Origin of the sequence: Roseivirga seohaensis subsp. aquiponti (assembly GCF_001267955.1) — a bacterium.
Lineage (GTDB): Bacteria > Bacteroidota > Bacteroidia > Cytophagales > Cyclobacteriaceae > Roseivirga > Roseivirga seohaensis.
Map to the genome: position 1 here is coordinate 122,610 of NZ_JSVA01000014.1, position 17,936 is coordinate 140,545.

At 39.2% G+C, this 17,936-nt stretch carries 16 protein-coding genes; 10 read left to right on the top strand and 6 right to left on the bottom strand.

What is annotated here, in order from left to right:
- Nucleotides 1-58: 58 nt before the first annotated feature.
- Nucleotides 59-1,372 (bottom strand): dipeptidase, encoded by a 1,314-nt coding sequence (locus OB69_RS13045; protein WP_053224183.1) that lies wholly within the window; start codon nt 1,370-1,372, stop codon nt 59-61.
- 273 nt (nt 1,373-1,645) lie between these two features.
- On the opposite strand from OB69_RS13045, the gene OB69_RS13050 reads away from it, so the two are divergent.
- On the top strand, nt 1,646-2,038 hold the full coding sequence (locus tag OB69_RS13050) for a hypothetical protein (RefSeq protein WP_053224184.1): 393 nt from the start codon (nt 1,646-1,648) through the stop codon (nt 2,036-2,038).
- A gap of 323 nt (nt 2,039-2,361) precedes the next feature.
- Here OB69_RS13050 and OB69_RS13060 read toward each other — a convergent pair whose 3' ends face one another.
- Genes OB69_RS13060 through alaS form a run of 3 tightly spaced genes read right to left on the bottom strand, consistent with a single transcriptional unit; the run spans nt 2,362 to nt 7,569 of the window.
- Entirely contained in the window at nt 2,362-3,480 is a 1,119-nt protein-coding gene (locus OB69_RS13060; RefSeq protein WP_053224186.1) for a peroxiredoxin family protein, read from the bottom strand.
- 2 nt (nt 3,481-3,482) lie between these two features.
- Nucleotides 3,483-4,943 carry an Asp-tRNA(Asn)/Glu-tRNA(Gln) amidotransferase subunit GatB gene (gene gatB / locus OB69_RS13065; RefSeq protein ID WP_245620818.1) on the bottom strand — a complete coding sequence of 487 codons (1,461 nt, stop codon included), beginning with the start codon at nt 4,941-4,943 and terminating at the stop codon, nt 3,483-3,485.
- Nucleotides 4,936-7,569, bottom strand: a complete 2,634-nt coding sequence (gene alaS, locus OB69_RS13070) for an alanine--tRNA ligase (protein WP_053224187.1) — start codon at nt 7,567-7,569, stop codon at nt 4,936-4,938. The genes gatB and alaS overlap by 8 nt, the downstream gene beginning before the upstream one ends.
- A gap of 114 nt (nt 7,570-7,683) precedes the next feature.
- On the opposite strand from alaS, the gene OB69_RS13075 reads away from it, so the two are divergent.
- The 3 genes from OB69_RS13075 (at nt 7,684) to dprA (ending at nt 10,241) form a co-directional block, all read left to right on the top strand.
- Nucleotides 7,684-8,676, top strand: a complete 993-nt coding sequence (locus OB69_RS13075; protein WP_053224188.1) for a M23 family metallopeptidase — start codon at nt 7,684-7,686, stop codon at nt 8,674-8,676.
- A 123-nt stretch (nt 8,677-8,799) separates the two neighbouring features.
- Nucleotides 8,800-9,138: a MerR family transcriptional regulator gene (locus OB69_RS13080; RefSeq protein ID WP_053224189.1), complete on the top strand. Its 339-nt coding sequence runs from the start codon at nt 8,800-8,802 to the stop codon at nt 9,136-9,138.
- On the top strand, nt 9,135-10,241 hold the full coding sequence (gene dprA / locus OB69_RS13085) for a DNA-processing protein DprA (RefSeq protein WP_053224190.1): 1,107 nt from the start codon (nt 9,135-9,137) through the stop codon (nt 10,239-10,241). The genes OB69_RS13080 and dprA overlap by 4 nt, the downstream gene beginning before the upstream one ends.
- A gap of 118 nt (nt 10,242-10,359) precedes the next feature.
- On the opposite strand, the gene OB69_RS13090 is transcribed toward dprA, so the two are convergent.
- A complete protein-coding gene (locus tag OB69_RS13090; protein ID WP_185096908.1) occupies nt 10,360-11,727 on the bottom strand; it encodes a serine hydrolase domain-containing protein in 1,368 nt (455 codons plus the stop codon).
- A gap of 50 nt (nt 11,728-11,777) precedes the next feature.
- On the bottom strand, nt 11,778-12,626 hold the full coding sequence (locus tag OB69_RS13095; protein WP_053224192.1) for a hydroxymethylglutaryl-CoA lyase: 849 nt from the start codon (nt 12,624-12,626) through the stop codon (nt 11,778-11,780).
- A 251-nt stretch (nt 12,627-12,877) separates the two neighbouring features.
- On the opposite strand from OB69_RS13095, the gene OB69_RS13100 reads away from it, so the two are divergent.
- From OB69_RS13100 to OB69_RS13125, 6 genes are all read left to right on the top strand, one after another.
- The gene (locus OB69_RS13100) at nt 12,878-13,327 is read left to right on the top strand and encodes a CPCC family cysteine-rich protein (RefSeq protein WP_053224193.1); all 450 of its coding nucleotides are present in this window, start codon (nt 12,878-12,880) and stop codon (nt 13,325-13,327) included.
- Nucleotides 13,328-13,526: 199 nt separating this feature from the next.
- Entirely contained in the window at nt 13,527-13,868 is a 342-nt protein-coding gene (locus tag OB69_RS13105; protein ID WP_053224194.1) for a hypothetical protein, read from the top strand.
- 42 nt (nt 13,869-13,910) lie between these two features.
- Nucleotides 13,911-14,615: a hypothetical protein gene (locus OB69_RS13110; RefSeq protein ID WP_053224195.1), complete on the top strand. Its 705-nt coding sequence runs from the start codon at nt 13,911-13,913 to the stop codon at nt 14,613-14,615.
- An 805-nt stretch (nt 14,616-15,420) separates the two neighbouring features.
- The gene (locus OB69_RS13115) at nt 15,421-16,857 is read left to right on the top strand and encodes an OmpH family outer membrane protein (protein ID WP_053224196.1); all 1,437 of its coding nucleotides are present in this window, start codon (nt 15,421-15,423) and stop codon (nt 16,855-16,857) included.
- A gap of 262 nt (nt 16,858-17,119) precedes the next feature.
- Nucleotides 17,120-17,368, top strand: coding sequence for a hypothetical protein (locus OB69_RS13120; protein ID WP_053224197.1), 249 nt, complete (start codon nt 17,120-17,122; stop codon nt 17,366-17,368).
- Nucleotides 17,369-17,463: 95 nt separating this feature from the next.
- Nucleotides 17,464-17,868: a hypothetical protein gene (locus tag OB69_RS13125; protein ID WP_053224198.1), complete on the top strand. Its 405-nt coding sequence runs from the start codon at nt 17,464-17,466 to the stop codon at nt 17,866-17,868.
- Nucleotides 17,869-17,936 lie beyond the last annotated feature (68 nt).

Sequence of the window (17,936 nt, forward strand, 5' to 3'; positions counted from 1 at the left end):
ATAAAAAAAGCAACCGTTTTCACAGTTGCCCTTTACAATTATAAACCAAAAATGATTCTTATTTTCCTTGAATCTGCTTAGCTACGGCTTGCACTTCGTCTAAAACGCGAAGTAAGTTTCCGCTCCAAAGCATTCCGATTTGCTCTTCGGTATAACCTCTGCGCACTAATTCTAAGGTTACATTGAAAGTTTCAGAAGCATCGTTCCAGCCTTCAACTCCACCACCACCATCAAAATCAGAACTGATTCCAACGTGCTCTAAACCAATTTTATTTACCAAGTAGTCAATGTGGTCAACAAAATCAGAAACGTCTACTGGAGGAGCTTCTGCATTTATGGCTTCAGTTATTTCAGCACTATGCTTTTCTTGGAAAGCTCTGTAAGCCTCTAAGTAATCCGATTGCGCACCGCCAGTCATTGCTCTAAACATACCTCCCGGCTTTATCTCAAAGTTCTCTCTCTCAGCTATTCTTGCATTCACTTCATTAGACTTCTGTCTATTAGCGCTATTTTTATCTGTGTTTAAGTAGCTTCTAAAGGCTACTGTTTGAACAACACCACCATTTTCTTTCAACATCATCAATTGTTCATCGTCTAGGTTACGGCTTACATCGTTCAATGCTCGCGCAGACGAGTGCGAAGCAATTACAGGTGCTTTTGAAAGCTTCATCATTTCCATATTCGCTGCCTTTGAAGGGTGCGAAATATCAATCATGATTCCCCATTTGTTCATTTCTGCAATTACTTCACTGCCTAAATCGCTCAAGCCATTATGTAACCAAACGCTATCGCGCTCCCCTGTATTCGAGTCGCTCAATTGGCTGTGTCCGTTATGTGCCAAAGACATATAGCGTGCACCTCTGTCGTAGAATTCTTTTACTCTAGAGATATCGGTACCAATTGGGTAACCATTCTCAATACCAATCATGGCTACTTTTCTTCCAGAAGCTACAATGCTTCTTACATCGTCAGAAGTAAGGGCCAAGCCAATTTTATCTGGCGCAATTTCTTTTGTTAGCCTGTGAATTGCATTAAACTTATCATCAGCATTCTCATAAGCTTTAGCATAACCTTCTTCCGTCAATTCTCCTTGGCCAGTGTAAACGATGAACCAAGCTACATCCAGCCCTCCTTCTTCCATTTTAGGAAGATTTACTTGAGTAGAAAGTCTTTGTGTATAGTTCCTTTCAGCGGTAAAATTCGAAGTATTGATGTCATCATGCGTATCAAGGGTAATCACTCGCTCGTGAATTCCTTTCGCATATTCGGTTAGTTCGGCTTCGGTCATATCTCCTACCTCTTTTTGTTTAGGCTCACACGCAGCGAGGACAAAAAATGCTGCGAGGAGTAATGGTTTCCATTGTTTTTTCATAATTGATTTTTAAGGTCTAGTACTAAACTAGATGATTTCTTTTGGCCTATGAAGTAAAATGATTTGAGTGGCAGAAGACTAACAAATTTCGGTGAGATTAGCCTTTCTAAATAGTTTTGAAAATGGGCTTGGCTGTTAATGCTAGTTAGGTCCCAGCGAGACGCAACGACCAGTTGAGGATACTATTCCCAGCTGATTTAATCCGTTCGATGGATTTTGGCACCCGTTTTACTAAAAGCGAGTACCTTTATTCTAAACCCTATACACAAGCATATGAACACAAAAATACTCATGATGATCACGTCCCTATTTTTAGGCCTTATAGGAGTCACACTTACTTTTATGCCGCAAGAGGTCGCGGTCTTTTTAAATATGGGTTCAGACCAATACACGGAACTTGCCACGCAATTATTGGGTGCACTTTACCTTGGTTTTGCCATGCTGAACTGGATGGCGAAAGATAATTTAATGGGTGGCATTTATGGCAAACCCGTGGCCATGGGCAATCTTATGCACTTTGTAGTAGGTGCTTTTGCCTTGCTCAAAATGCTCTCTACCATTACCATGCATTGGGAATATATGGTAGTATTCACCGTGCTTTATATAGTTTTCGCACTGAGCTTTATTTTTCTGTTTGTGAATCACCCGAAGGATGTGAAGGGGTAAATGGAAACGGAAACTCTTATTGAGTAAAGCCTTATTTAAAACGATGTCACAATCATATATATCCCAGCCATATAAGACATGAGAGCAGCGGAGAATAATTTAGCATTGCCCCATGATTGATTTTCCTTTCTGTATGCTTTTGATTTCACTTGAATGATTGTGATAATCACCGCAATGAGAATAAAAACCAGCCCCATTAAAAAATTATATACATCCATTACTAAAATCTACTCCCCAAGTTATTCATTCAAACTAAAAAAACCAGCCTTCCCTATATTCGGGAAAACTGGTTTTGATGTTTTCTTCTAATAAGAGAAGTCTATTTACTCAAATATGCTCGCAAGCTTGTTTTGGAGTGCTCTACCTCTTAGGTTTTTCCCAATTACGCGGCCTTCAGGGTCTAAAAGCAATGCAAAAGGAATCGCATTCACTTTGTAGGTCATGGCAGCTTCTGACTGAAAATACTTAAGGTCAGAAACGTGCGTAGGCCATACTAAACCATCTTCGGCAATGGCAGACAACCATTTATCTCTGGTTCTATCTAAGGATACACTAAATACCTCAAATCCATCTTTGTTGTACTTGTTGTACATGGCCACCACATTTGGGTTTTCCTTGCGGCAAGGGCCACACCAGCCTGCCCAGAAATCGAGCAAAACATACTTTCCTCTTAAATCAGAAAGGCTCATGGTTGTGCCATCAGGGTTAGGTAATGAAATATCTGGGGCGACATCACCCATTTGTACTGCGGGTTTAAAGTAAGCCAAGTTATTCACAAACATTTCCACCTGACTTGAGCCTGGCAATTCTTTCTGCAATTTCTGCCCAAGACTATCTAAAAATTTATATTCTTCTGATTTGTCTGGAAAATAATCCGTAACCATTAAAGGCACAATTGAACCATCCATTTCCCAAGCCATGGCCTTCAGTTTTTTCACTTTTCCGGCTTCTAAAGCGGTTCCTTCTTCAACAAGCTCTTCCATTTTAAGGTTATCACCCGATTGTTGTGCTTTGCTGTAACGCTCATTGAAGTCACGTACTACATAAGAATATTGCTCCATATAATCCTGTACTTGAGCTAGATGTTTCAGGTCTTCCGAACCTTTGGCTTCAATCATCTGTCCGCCTTGGCCATCGGCAGTAATGGTAATATCTTCTTTATTCAACACTAGAATTTCAAATTGTTGGCCATATACATTGATGCGGTAAAAACCTGGCTCAGTCACTTCGGTTTCTATTTCGAAATTTCCGTCAGTATCTGCATTAACCGTTTTTACAGGAACCACTTGACCTACTTCAAACTTTTCTAAAATGATTTCTCCTTGCGGAATCGGGTTTTTAATCACACCCGACACTTTTACAGTTCCATCATTTTTGGAAGCCGAACAAGCACTGATGATCAATAACACCAATACAATCGCAATATTTTTCTTCAATGTCATACTTATGAAAGTTCCTTTTCTAACAATTGTTTCAACTTTTTAGGATCTGCTTTGCCCCCACTTTTCTTCATTACTTCGCCCATAAACAGCCCAAGTAAACCCTTTTTCCCGCTTTGGTAGGCTTTCACCTTGTCGGGCAAAGATAGTAAGACTTCTTTGATCAAGTCTAACAACTCATCACTATCAGCCACCATCAACAAATCAAGCGACTGCGCTAGTTCTATGGCCGTGGTTTCCTCTTCTAAAAGCCTTGGCAATATACGCTGAGAGGCTATTGAAAAGCTTACTTGGTTACTTTCTACCAAATCAATCAAGCCGCTAAGTCGCTCAACCGTCAAATTGGTTTGGGAAAGTTCAATTCCTTTTTCGTTCAACAGGCCTTTTATTGGGCCATTCATCCAGTTGGCAGCCGCTTTATACGCTGGATTTCCATTGCATAACGCGTCAAAGTAATAAGCGGTTTCGGCTTCTTCTGTAAGCAAAAACACATCGTAGGCAGCCAATCCATAAACTTCTGTAAACTTTCTTCTAAGTGCGGAAGGAAGCACTGGCATTTCTGAAGTGATTTCATCCAGAATCTTCTTTGTAACAATTGCAGGAGCCAAATCTGGGCATGGAAAGTAACGATAATCGTTCATAGTCTCCTTAAAACGCATGCCAGCTGTAGTGCCTGTTACTGGGTCGAAGGTTCTGGTTTCAACAGCAATAGCTTCGCCTTTTAAGGCCATTTCTAATTGCCTTTCAAGCTCATGGTCAATCGCTCGTTTTACATTGCTAATGGAGTTCATATTTTTGACCTCCACTTTATTTCCGAATTCTTTACCATCGATCGGCATAATGGAAATGTTGGCATCGCAGCGCAATTCGCCATCTTCCATATTTCCAGAACTGATGTTGAGATAACGCACTAAACGTCTGATTTCCTGAAGACAAGCCGCAGCTTCTTCAGAAAGGCTCATATCTGGGTCGGTTACGATTTCAATCAGTGGCGTGCCCGCTCTGTTCAAGTCGATTAGCGTGTCTGGACCTTCATCATGAATAGATTTCCCCGCATCATCTTCCAAATGAATGTGATGCAATTGCACGAATGGCTTTTCTAATTGTTCTCCAAACAACTCAATCTTCCCTCCTACGCAAATGGGCGTTTTGTCTTGGGTGGTTTGAAAACCCTTCGGGGAATCTGGGTAGAAATAATGCTTTCGGGCGAAATGATTCACTTCGGTAATTTGAGATTGACAAGCCAATCCCATTTTAATCGCCTTTTCTAAAACGGCCTCGTTCAACACAGGTAAAGTACCCGGGTGCGCCAAAGAAACCACGCTTACATGCGTGTTGGGTTCAGCACCAAAGTCGTTTGGGTCGGAAGAAAAAATCTTCGATTCAGTATTCAACTGAACATGAACCTCAAGCCCTATAACCGACCTATAACCTGATTGATATAATTTTTCTTGGATACTACTCAAGACCGGCAAGTTTTGCTTTAGCTTCGGTAATTACCTGGCCCAAACCAGACAAGTCTTTTCCGCCAGCAGTTGCAAAGAAAGGCTGACCGCCTCCTCCACCTTTGATGGCTTTGGCCAAATCTCTGATCATTACACCAGCATTCAAGCTTTTGTCTTTTACCACATTGTCGGAAAGTACAATCGCAATTTGCGGACTTCCATCCACATTAGCCGCCAAAACAGCAAATAGGTTATCTACTTCGTTTCTTAGTTCGAAAGAGATTTTTTTCAAGGCATCTGCATTCGGAACCGTGATTTTTTCAATAATCACATTGAGTCCCTTTTCGGCCATTATCTTCTTCACCAATTCCTCTTTCAATTGACCAGATTGCTTGGCATGTAAAGTTTCTAATTCCTTGTTTAGCTTTTGTCTTTCTTCCATGAGAGAAGAAATGGCCTTGGCCACATCGTTAGGGCTTTTCAGCATTTCCTTGATTTCCTTCAGCAGCTTATCTTGCTCCTGAACCAAATCGAAAGCCTTAGGACCAGATACCGCCTCAATTCTGCGCACACCTGCCGCTACAGCTCCTTCCGAAGTAATTTTAAACATGCCTATTTGGCCTGTTGCAGCCACGTGAGTTCCTCCGCATAGTTCTACAGAATAACTTGGGTCGAAGGTGATGACACGAACAAACTCACCGTATTTTTCACCAAAAAGAGCTGTTGCTCCTAATTTCTTAGCTTCCTCAATCGGTACATTCCTTTGCTCGTTCAACTTGATGTTCTGACGAATATGGTCGTTCACAGTTCTTTCAATTTCTTCGATTTGCGCTGGCTCTACTTTAGCAAAATGCGAGAAATCGAAGCGCAATATCTTATCTGAAACCAAGGATCCTTTTTGCTGTACATGATCGCCAAGTACTTGACGCAAAGCAGAATGCAATAAGTGAGTGGCAGAGTGATTATTCTTAATCAATTCCCTTCTTGAAGCATCAATAACGGCTTCAAACTCCGCTTGAGGTTGAGTCGGAATACGATCTACAAAGTGAACAATCAGGTCGTTTTCTTTCTGCGTATCTAACACTTTGATGGTTTCGGCCTCATTCTTCAACACTCCCTTGTCTCCTACTTGACCTCCACTTTCGCCATAAAAAGGCGTTTGGTCTAGCACCAATTGATAAACCGTTCCTTTCTTTTCTTTGATTTCGCGATATTTGATAATGCTGGTTTTTACAGCTACTTCATCGTAACCTACAAACTCAGAAGTTTCTTCTTCCGACACTTGAATCCAATCACCTTTTACTTGGGCTGCATCTGCTTTTGAACGTTGTTTTTGCACCGCCATAGCTTCTGTAAAGCCTTTCTCGTCAATGCTAAAGCCGTTTTCTCTTGCAATCAAGCCTGTTAAATCTACAGGAAACCCGAAAGTATCGTAAAGTTCAAAAACTATTTTGCCGTCAATGACATCAGCACCTTCGGCTTTCATGTTGGCCTGAACTTGATCTAATCGTTTAAGGCCATTTTCAAGCGTTCTTTGGAACGAAGCCTCTTCTTCTTTAATAACCTTAGCAATAAACTCTTGCTGACTTACAAGTTCATCGAAAACGCCAGCGAACTGTTCTGCCAAAATTGGCAGCAGACCGTAAAGGAATGGCTCTTTAAAATTGAGGAAAGTGTAACCGTAACGCACAGCCCTTCTCAAGATTCTTCGGATTACATACCCCGCCTTGTTGTTTGAAGGCAACTGACCATCGGCAATAGCAAAGGAAATTGCGCGAATATGGTCTACGATTACCCTAATGGCAATGTCTGTTTTTTCAGAAGTGCCATATGCAATTCCAGATTGCTTAGCGATATAATCGATCAGTGGAGTAAATACGTCTGTGTCATAGGTAGATTCCTTCTGCTGCAAAGCCATTGAAAGTCGCTCAAAGCCCATCCCAGTGTCGATATGCTGGGCAGGAAGGCTTTCTAAATGTCCATCAGCCTTTCTATCGTATTGCATAAAAACCAAGTTCCAAATTTCCACCACTTGCGGATGGTCATTGTTTACAAGGTCTTTTCCAGGTGTTTTAGCTATTTCTTCATCTGACCTAAGGTCGATATGAATTTCGGAACAAGGCCCACATGGCCCTGTATCTCCCATTTCCCAGAAGTTATCTTTCTTATTTCCACCCAAAATGCGGGCTTCATCTATGTATTGCTTCCATAAATCGAATGCTTCTTGGTCAAAATCAAGGTCTTCAGACTTGTCACCTTCAAAAACGGTAACGTACAATCTGTCTTTTGGCAGACTGTAAACTTCGGTCAATAATTCCCAAGCCCAAGTAATGGCATCCTTCTTAAAGTAATCTCCAAACGACCAGTTCCCCAGCATTTCGAACATGGTGTGGTGATAGGTATCAATTCCTACTTCCTCCAAATCGTTGTGTTTTCCAGATACACGCAAACACTTCTGACTATTGGCCGCACGGTTATAATCAGCCTTTGAGTTGCCTAAGAAAAGGTCTTTGAACTGATTCATCCCCGCGTTGGTAAACATCAAGGTTGGATCATTTTTGATCACCAAAGGCGCTGAAGGCACAAATTGGTGCGATTTTGACTTGAAAAATTCGATAAATTTCGATCTAATTTCTTTGGATTGCATCTCAGATGAATTATTTGCGTTTAAGCTAAAGCTTAATTTTAGTACCTTTGCAGGAAACTTTGTGTTTCCAACTATAAGGGCACAAAATTAGGAGAATTTCAAAAAGGATTCTTAATGTCAAAAATAAAATATTACTACGACACCGAGACATGTAAATACGAGCGCATAAAGGTCAAAAAGCGCGATGTAGTCATTAACGCACTCGGCTTCTTATCTTTAGCTCTAATGCTCTCTGTGGGCATTATTGTGGTACTCGGTCAATATTTCGATTCCCCAAAAGAGGCTGCTTTAAAAGAAGAAAATAGCGAACTGAAACTCTATTATGACCTGATGAAAGATCAGGTAGATGGAATGGATGCCATGCTAGATGTACTTCAAGAGAAAGATGATAATGTTTACCGCGTGGTTTTTGAAGCTGAACCTATTCCTGAAACAGTAAGAGAAGCAGGTTCTGGCGGGGCTTTACGTTACCGTGAGCTTCTTGAAAGCGACATGGAAAATAAGAGTTTGGTGGTGAGCGCGTTAGAGAAAATAGATAACGTTAAAAAGAAAATGTACATCCAAACCAAGTCTTATGACGAGATTATGGCTCTTGCTTTGGATAAAGAACGTTTATACTCTTCTATGCCTGCCATACAGCCGGTTTCAAATAAAGATTTAAGAAGGTTTTCTTCGGGTTTTGGCTACCGAACCGATCCTATTTTTAAAGTAAAAAGAATGCATTACGGAGCTGACTTCTCTGCAGAACAAGGCACTCCTATTTATGCCACTGGCGATGGTGTAGTTTCTAAAACCATATCGAGCACAATTGGCTATGGCAAGCACATCATTATTGATCATGGCTTTGGGTACGAAACTCTTTACGGACACATGAGCCGCTTTGCAGTTCGCCCGGGACAAAAGGTGAAACGTGGTGAAGTAATAGGTTATGTTGGAAACTCAGGAAAGTCTACTGCGCCTCATTTGCATTATGAAGTACACATTAACGGAGTGGCTAAAGACCCTGTCAACTACTTCTTTAAAGATTTGAATGCTGCTGAGTATGAAGAGATTTTGAGACTTTCTTCTATAGAAAACCAGTCGTTAGGCTCATATTCTTACCGTTAAATCTAGGCCACTATTTCAAATTTAATTGGGTTTAAATATTCAGTTCAAATTCCTTACATTTGAAATAACGACCTTTTGTTTAGCTTAAAGTAATTCTTTTACTTCTTTTCATAACCCATTGATATGCCATACAAAGAGAAACCTATAGAAAAGAAATACTTCACTATTGGCGAAGTAGCCAAAGAGCTTGGCGTGGCTACTTCATTGATTAGATTTTGGGAAAGTCAGTTCACCTTTATCAGTCCGAAAAAGAACAAAAAAGGCAATCGTAAATTCACTCAAGAAGATTTAAAAAAGATCAAGCTGGTGTATCATTTGGTGAAGGAGAAGGGATACACCCTACAAGGTGCGCAAGAGCATATTAAAAACCATAAGGAAACTATAAGCACTGATGCCGAAATGATTACATCTTTGAAGAAAATCCGTGGTTTCTTAGAAGAAATGAAAAGCCAACTGCCATGAAGCAAGACAAGCTACACCAAGTAGCCTTGTCGCTTATTCCTAAAATTGGCCCTTCCCTATCAAGGCAACTCATCAATTATTTTTCTACCCCTCAGCAGGTGTTTAATGCTACCAAGGGAAAACTTTCAAAAGTACCAGGTGTAGGCTCAAAGCTTTCTGCACTGATTCCAAACCAAAAGGAGCTTCTGATAAAAGCAGAAAAGATCATTGAAGATTCCATCAAAAAGGGCATTTCAATACACTACTACAAAGAAGAGCACTACCCCAAAAGATTAATGAACATATCGGACGCTCCTATTTTGTTATACTCTGTTGGTAAAGTAGACCTCAATCCACCCAGAACTATTGGAATTGTAGGAACACGCAGGGCAACAAAGTATGGTTTACAAATGACAGAAGATATTGTAGCACAAATAAAACCACAGAACGCCTCTATCATTTCAGGTTTGGCTTATGGCATTGATGTAAAAGCACACGAGTCCGCTTTAAAGCAGCAATTACCAACCATTGGAGCTATGGCCTGCGGTTTAGATAAAATTTATCCTTCGGGTAATAGAAATACGGCTATTAAAATGCTAGAGAACGGTGGTTTAGTAAGCGAATACCCCATTGGCACAGAAGCCGACCCTCGATTATTCCCTGCCAGAAACAGGGTAATTGCAGGCATGTCGGATGCGCTGATTGTAGTGGAAGCCGCCAAAAAAGGAGGCGCTTTAATTTCAGCGAATATTGCCGACAGCTATGACATACCTGTTTTTGCCGTACCTGGAGAAATTGGCAATACTTATTCCGAAGGCTGTAATTTATTGATCAGAAACATGAAGGCGGCAATTTTCACCTCGTTTCAGGATGTGGTGGAAGCGCTTAATTGGGATGTTCAGGAAAGTACGCAAGCCAAGAACCCAGAATTAAAGTATAAGGATTTACAAGGTGATGAAAAGACCATTGTTGAGGTTTTACTAAAAAACGGGCAACAAATGCACATTGATAAACTTAGCTGGCAAAGTCAATTAAACATGAGCACATTGGCTTCTCTGCTCTTGCAAATGGAGTTTGCTGGCTACATTAAGCCTTTGCCAGGGAAAGAGTTTAGGTTGGTTTGATTACATTGAGACTGCCGCGTTGTAGACCATTGCTAACGCATGGCCTACGCCTCGCAGTGACGATCCTAATTCATACTTTGCGACCCTTAGCGTTCTTTGCGGTTCACATAAAACTCAATTACCGCTGCCCTAAGCCGTAGCCTCCTTCTTCTAACAGGTTATACACCAAGTTGTGAATATTCGGACGCACATTCAGTTGATAGATTTTGCTGTTATTTCTTGTAGGATTGACTCTGTTAGATAGAAAGACAAATAAGAGCCCCGTAGCAGGGTCTGCCCAAACGAAAGTTCCTGTATAGCCTGTATGTCCAAAACTTGCCGGACTGGCGTGTTGCGCTACGCTAGAAGCCGAGAAACTGTAATCAATCAATGGCTTATCGAAGCCTAAACCTCTGCGGTTTCCGGTTTCGCAAAACTGACAATCGGTAAACTCCTTGATCGTAGCAGCACTCAAGTATTCCTTTCCATCGTAAACTCCCCCATTTAAAAGCATTTGATATACTTTGCCCAAATCTCTGGCATTAGAGAATAAGCCAGCATTGCCAGAAACCCCCAACATCATGGCAGCCCCCTCGTCATGCACATCTCCATGCAATGCTTCCATTCTGAAAAAGTCATCTACCTCGGTAGGCACAATTCGATCTAAGGAAAACCTCTCTTTGGGTTTAAAACCCAGTGTTTCCGCCCCTAAAGGCTTATAAAAAGTATTATTCAAGAATTCGTCAAATGCTTCTCCAGTCTCCCTTTCTACCAATTCTGGAAATAAATAAAAGGGTAAACCAGAGTAGAGATAGCTCTTATCATCGCTCACTTTCGAGCGTTTAATCATTTTATAAATCTTCTTCTCTTTAAAGTCCTTATGCAGAAAAAGGCCTGTTTCGGAAATACGGTATGGAAATCTTCTTGAGGAATCCGATTTCACTGTATTCCACTTGTATTTGCCATTCTTGCGCTGCACCTCAGACCAATAGGGAATCCACGCTTTTAATCCGGCCTGATGCGCCAGAACATCCCGTATCGGTAAATCAGCCTTTTCGCCTGTGGCTATTTTTGGGAAATAATGTCCGAAGGTTTCTTCCAAACTGAACTTCCCTTCATCGTGAAGCTTCATAAGGGCCAAAGTGGCTGCAGTAGTTTTGGTTACGGAAGCCAAATCATATATATCGCTGTTTTTGACTTCGATGGACTGATCGTAAGTATGATAACCGAACGACTTCTCGTAGAACACAATGCCATCTTTGGCAATCAATAGCTGACAACCTGGAAAAGCGGCAGAATCTAAAGCCTGTTGAATGATGGATTGGATTCCAGCTTCCAAAGCAGCTGAATTGATCCCAACTTCTTCAGGTTTGCCATCAACTAATTTATTGAAAATGCTTTCAACCTTTACAGGCGTTTTCTCCTTTACCTGAAAGTCTGTTTGTCGAGCCATGGAAGAAAAGGAGACCAAAACTAAACTGGTTAATAAAAAAATATTGCGGATCATTTTCGAATATATCAAGCTTGAATACTTCATCAATTTATTGAAAATTTATGCTAAGCTGGGAACACTTCACTGGCCATCAACATGGCTTCTGAGAAAGCCTTTCGATCTAAGCCTAACTCCACTTTTTGCTCATCAAAATAACGGACCAAAACTTCAGTATCGACATTACCCGTGAGTGCATCGGTAGCCATTGGGCAACCGCCAAAGCCTTTCATGGCCGTGTCGAATCTGCGACAGCCCGCTTCGTAAGCAGAGCTCACTTTCTCAACAATCTTCTGAGGCGTAGAATGGAAATGCGCCCCTATTTTCGTAGTTGGATAGGCGGTTATACTATTCTTAAATATCTCTTTAATTATCTGTGGTTCAGCTACTCCTATAGTATCAGATAAACTAATAATTTCAACTTTGAGTTGAACAAGCTTTTCCACAAACTCTGCTACAATTTCGGCATTAAAGGTTTCGCCATAAGGGTTTCCGAAGCCCATAGAAATGTAAGTCACCAGTTTTTTATCATGTTTGACGCAGAAATTTTGGATGGCTTCCAACTGCACCAAAGCTTCAGCAATGGACTTGTTTGTGTTCCGCATTTGGAACTGCTCCGAAATAGAAAGTGGAAATCCTAAGTAGGTAATTTCTTCGAAATTCACAGCGTCCTCCGCCCCTCTTGTATTGGCGATAATGGCGAGTAATTTCGACTTAGTTTTAGATAAATCTAGCTGACTCAATACCTCGGCTGTATCGCGCAATTGCGGAATGGCTTTCGGTGATACGAAGCTACCAAAGTCGATGGTATCGAAACCAACTTTGAGCAGTTGGTTGATGTAAGCCGCTTTGGTTGCTGTAGGTATAAAATCATGGAGCCCCTGCATGGCATCCCTCGGACATTCAATTATTTTCATAAGCCTGAATTAACTTACTATTTAAGACAAATCATTCGGAAATTAAAGGATCACTTTATGAACCAACGCCATTCATTATGAATTTCGAGTTTAGCGATAAAATTAAAATCCCCCAAAATACACTCGGTCACTGTCTTCTTCTACAATAAGCCACCTATGTAGCGTGTGCAATAAGGAAGTTTTCATAAATTACATATGAAAAATATACGCAACTAGTTACGTATAGCGATACGTTAGGGTGCATTGGAAAGATGAATCAAGAATTAAAACAATTACATAAAAGACGAGATTTTTTTAATCGGAATCTACCAAAGTTGGAAGGAGCAGATAGAAGAAATGATATCAAAAATCTTGGCAACACCTGTCCGTCTTGTGGTTACCCGACTCTTGATGAAAGAAATGCATGGGATATCTGCTCAATTTGTTTTTGGGAAGATGACGGACAAGATGACCAAGATGCTGATAAAGTATATGGTGGACCTAATTCTGATTACTCATTAACTGCGCACAGGCTCGAATGGAAAGAGAACTTGGAGGAGTTAAAAAAGGAAAGTTCAGTAATCTCAGAACAGTTCAGAAGACTTGATGAACTTATTGAACGTGACCAAGAATCTGATATTTATGAAATCATGAATCTGGTCGAAAAGGTCTCGGAATGGTTTGACGGAGAAAGAAAAAACGCACTACAACATGGTGTATAGCCAATAGGGCATTTAGTGATAAATTGAAAGTCCTGTTCATTGAGCAGGCAACGCCAAAACAAAGTTTTGACGTTTAACAAAAAGAAAATTAAAAGTAAAAACGTTTGTTTTGGCTTAATGGTAAACCGAAAGTAAAGTGTTTCGAAACTGCCCTACTGGCCATACACAGAACGTTGTGTGTAATTAAAAATGAACGTTAATGGATCAAGAAACTGCCCATTACATAATGAGATACTTTAGTTCTTTTATGACAGATAAAGAAAGTAAGGCATGGAAACATTGGTCTACTAGCTTTAAAATGGGTGAGAACCCTAAACCTGTCAGAATTAAACTATCTCTTGAAAGGGGTTGGTTAACCGAAGATCCTGAAATTCTAAGTTTACTTAAAGATGGGTATGATCAATTTGAACTCAATACAGCTAAACGTATCCTTGATGAAAACGGAGACTCAGTATTTTTGAACAGCTGCCCGAATTGTGGTCGCCTCACAAGAACGCCAATTGCCAAACAGTGCCGACACTGTGGAAATGATTGGCACTAAGTTTAGAATTACCATGGAGAGACTAGAAAATTTAAACGCCTAATGGAAAAACCTTGGATGACAGGACCAAAGGAATTATTGGTTCACGGAATTTACCATTTAAATCAAGCGACAGATTTTGATCTACGGATGGGAATGATCTGTATTGACAACTCTGTCGAATTAATGATTAAAACATATTTAGGACTTCCCAAAAGGGTAACTCAAATTGAAAACCTTAGTCGCAATAAGTACAATGAAATCATTCAAAGCTTTCCTAAGTTATTAGATGCTCTAGAAGAATATTGCTCTGAAAAATTGAGTGGAATTGACTTAGGTGATATAGAATGGTTCCATAGACTTAGGAACGAATTATATCATAACGGAAATGGAATTACGGTTGAAAAAACAAAGGTTTTAATCTATGCAGAAATAGCCAAAAACCTTTTTTACAACCTGTTTGATATACCGATCTTGGAACAAGAAGAAATCTCGGATGATAGTTTGGTCGGAGAATACATAACGAATTGGATAAAGTTCGAAAAGCTTTTAAATACGGAGAATGGAAAATTTATTCCTCCCTTTAAAAGGATTAGAGAACTAAAAGATAGCGGTAAAATCAACGATAAAACCTTTCAAGAGTTTGCCGAACTGAACAAGTTTCGAAACGATCTCATTCACGGACAGAAAGAACCTGAAAAGAAGAGTCTCAAACTAATGAATGAAATTTTGACTAAATCGGTAGAAATACTGACTCATATAATTTAAAATAAAACGGCATACAATCAAGTAGGCGGCCGTGAGCCATAAGCCCACGGTGCGCCTCTCACACCACCAAGTCCCGAAGCCTCGAGAGGTCTCGTACTGGGCGGTTCATCAGTTCAGATCTTCACTTTTTTGTTCTGATCTTGTCCGCTTAAGCGTAGGCTATTCTGCAGAGCAGGATTCCTATACGAATTTGAACACGTTCTGATGTTCTGCCCTTCCCTATCTTGTGAGACCTCTACGGTTTTCGTAGCTCGTTACCAATCGGTACTATGGCTTCTGCTGACTTCTCAGTCTTCAACTCGTGAAGTCCGAGATCTCCCTCGGTAAGATGAATATCCTTGTATGTATCCCTGCTACATCTACTATTTCGGCACTCTCCCCTTTTGATTAAATCAATCAGAGATTTGGACTTCGGCAGCATGTGGTACCTCATCCGACCTTATAGCCTCTGTATGTAGTTTCTGTTCGTCAGTACACATACCGCAGTCTGGCTTACTTCACTGCATGGATCACTCCAAACCAGCTTGCCACTTGCTTAGCTTCCGGGAACGACCCCAGTGCTTACGGGACTTTCACCCGTTGGAACGGCCATATTTTTGGCCTATATTCACCATTCAAGGCACACACATCAGCTATAGCAAATGCGGGCTAAAGTGCTAAAATGAAAGTAATTACACAAAACAATCTAATTGCTAATCGGACAAGTAAGTGCCTTGAAATCCCGCACTTGCCATAGCCAGGGCCGTTGGCAAACATAACCTAAAATGACCATTATTATTTAAAACTTTTACTGAACAATAATTTTATGATATTAAAAAAACACCTTATTTACATTATAATTTCTATTTTTTCTTTACAGATAAAGGCACAAACAGTTGGAACTGTAAAAGCAGATTACCTGCAAACAAAAAGTCCTGAATACAAAAAATTTCAAAAGTTAAGAAATGTATATTTCGATAAAACCTACAAAGATTTATTGAAAAAGATAGATAGTGTTAATCTTGCATTGTCAAAAACACCAGATAATAACAAGACAAAAAAAGATGAACTTTCATATGCTAAATTTTATTATGAAGACCTTTTACCACAATTTGAAAATGATTTTAAAATAAGTAGAGAAAACAAAGATGATTTCGGAACAACTCAACAATACTATGCTGCGATGGATGGTGTTTTGTCAAATATGGTTACAAGCCTAAATATAGATTGTATGTTTGGTTCAAACACAGATCTAATTAATTCGTTTGTTATTTACCGTAATCCTCGTCTTGATATTACAGAAATTGTAGCTAATAATAACCTACAAAGTATTGACAAACTACCCTCATCAGAAACCCTTAAAATAGGCTTTATAGACATCATGAAGTTTGAAAATCCTGTATCTTTTCATGATGAATCAAAAGACATATACTTCTTAGAAAAAAGTTATGAGATATCCGAACCCATAACTAAACTTAAAAATAGGATTCAAGGCCTTACATTAAATGAGGTGATGGGCAATAAAAATGAAGAGTCCATTAATGAGCTCAAAAATGAACTGAAAATACAAGAACAAATTGCAAATACTAAACGTGTAGCCTTAGAAGAGGAAAAAAGAACTTACCAAGCTCAAATAAAATCTAAAAGAGCAAGCTCAAACAAAGAACATTACGATAAAGTAAAAAGTGCCATAAAATATATATGTGAATTAAACAATATTGATTTGGTATTAAACACTTCTGATTTTAGAATAATCAGTACAAAAACAGAAAATAAATACCCTGAGCTGACCGATCGTATATTACTAGGGTTAAAAGAAGGTGGAGATATAACCGATATGGTAAACTTGAAGTTAAAGGAGAATAGTTCAGGGCTGAAAGTTGGTGTTGAAGTTGCTAAAATAGGCAAGGTAGACATTGATAGACTGACAAACCATATTATATCTAACAATGCAGATTTTCTCAATTTCCTCAAAAAACTAGAAACCCAATATCAAGGTAGAGACTATCAAAGAGCATCTAGACACCATATTGAAAAATTTCAATACCAAGTTTATAAGTCATTGCAAAGCGAAGCTATAACATTGGCAAAATCCAAAGGATATAATGTACTATTAGATCTTGCTTATTTTCCATCTACTGGTATGTATGGCACTCATGGAATGAGATGGAGAATGGACTATATTTATTTTCATCCCAGAAATGAACTCACAAAAGCACTTTTTGAAAAAACAAAAGACATCACTTTCAAATATCAAGAATAATATAATCACCCCCTTAAAAAAATATTATGTACTTAAAACAGACCTTACTCTTTATTTTATTAATAGTAATTGGTAACCTATGACAAGCCCAGACTTTATATTTAACTGCTGAAAAAAATATCATGAGTGTATTTGTGAAGGATCTACTGATGGTGATCCCAAAGTTATAGAACATGAGATTAATGGATCACTACCTTGTTGGTGGGAAAACATACCAGAAGGAACTTTTGAAATTGTAATAGACGAAGTTGCCAAAACCATCATGAAAAAATTGGGAGAGACAGAAGAAGTATTTCACATCATAAAATATGAAGTTGACGATAATAACAAAAGGCGTATCACTTTTCATGTAACTAACCAAGAAGGAGAAAAAACTCAAATTTACTTGAACGCAGAAAGTGAAGATATCACTTTTTACTACACCAAAGACGGCAAATATAAAAAAAAGCGTAGGCACGATTTTGAAATAAACTACGCGAAAATTCGTAAAGAAAATGAAAAGAAAAATTAATGTTAGATTCTACTTTCATTGAGTTTGTGATAATCTAATTTCTTGTTTAACTAAGGAAAGCAAATAAGTATACTATATTGAATAAGTAAAATTTTATGCCTAGAGAGTTTGATTCTTTTATAATAGTGCCCGAATTTACAGAAAATCCCTTAAAGGAATACCATGATTATATTGGTGCTAAAATAGAGAACAATCCAGAAATGGCATTATTGAGATTTAAGGGTATCATCGCTTCGTTTATTCATGATGCAACCGAAAAGGAAGAAAAAACAATCGAGTATTTTGAGAAACCAAACACTGGTTTTAAATCTAATATTCAAAAGGCTTTATATAAAATTGACAAGGGATTAATCATAAACAGCAATATCTTTTTAGACACCATTAGTATTCTTCCTGAAGAAAATGAAACCTATCATTTAGCAAGAATCACTTTCGTTACTCAAAACAAGGACCTATCAATTTATTCATACGGGCCTGAAATTGTGTCGATTAATAAATAACGTTTGCCAATCGAGTAGACGGCCGTGAGCCATAAGCCCACGGTGTGTATCGTCCTGAAATAGGTTGA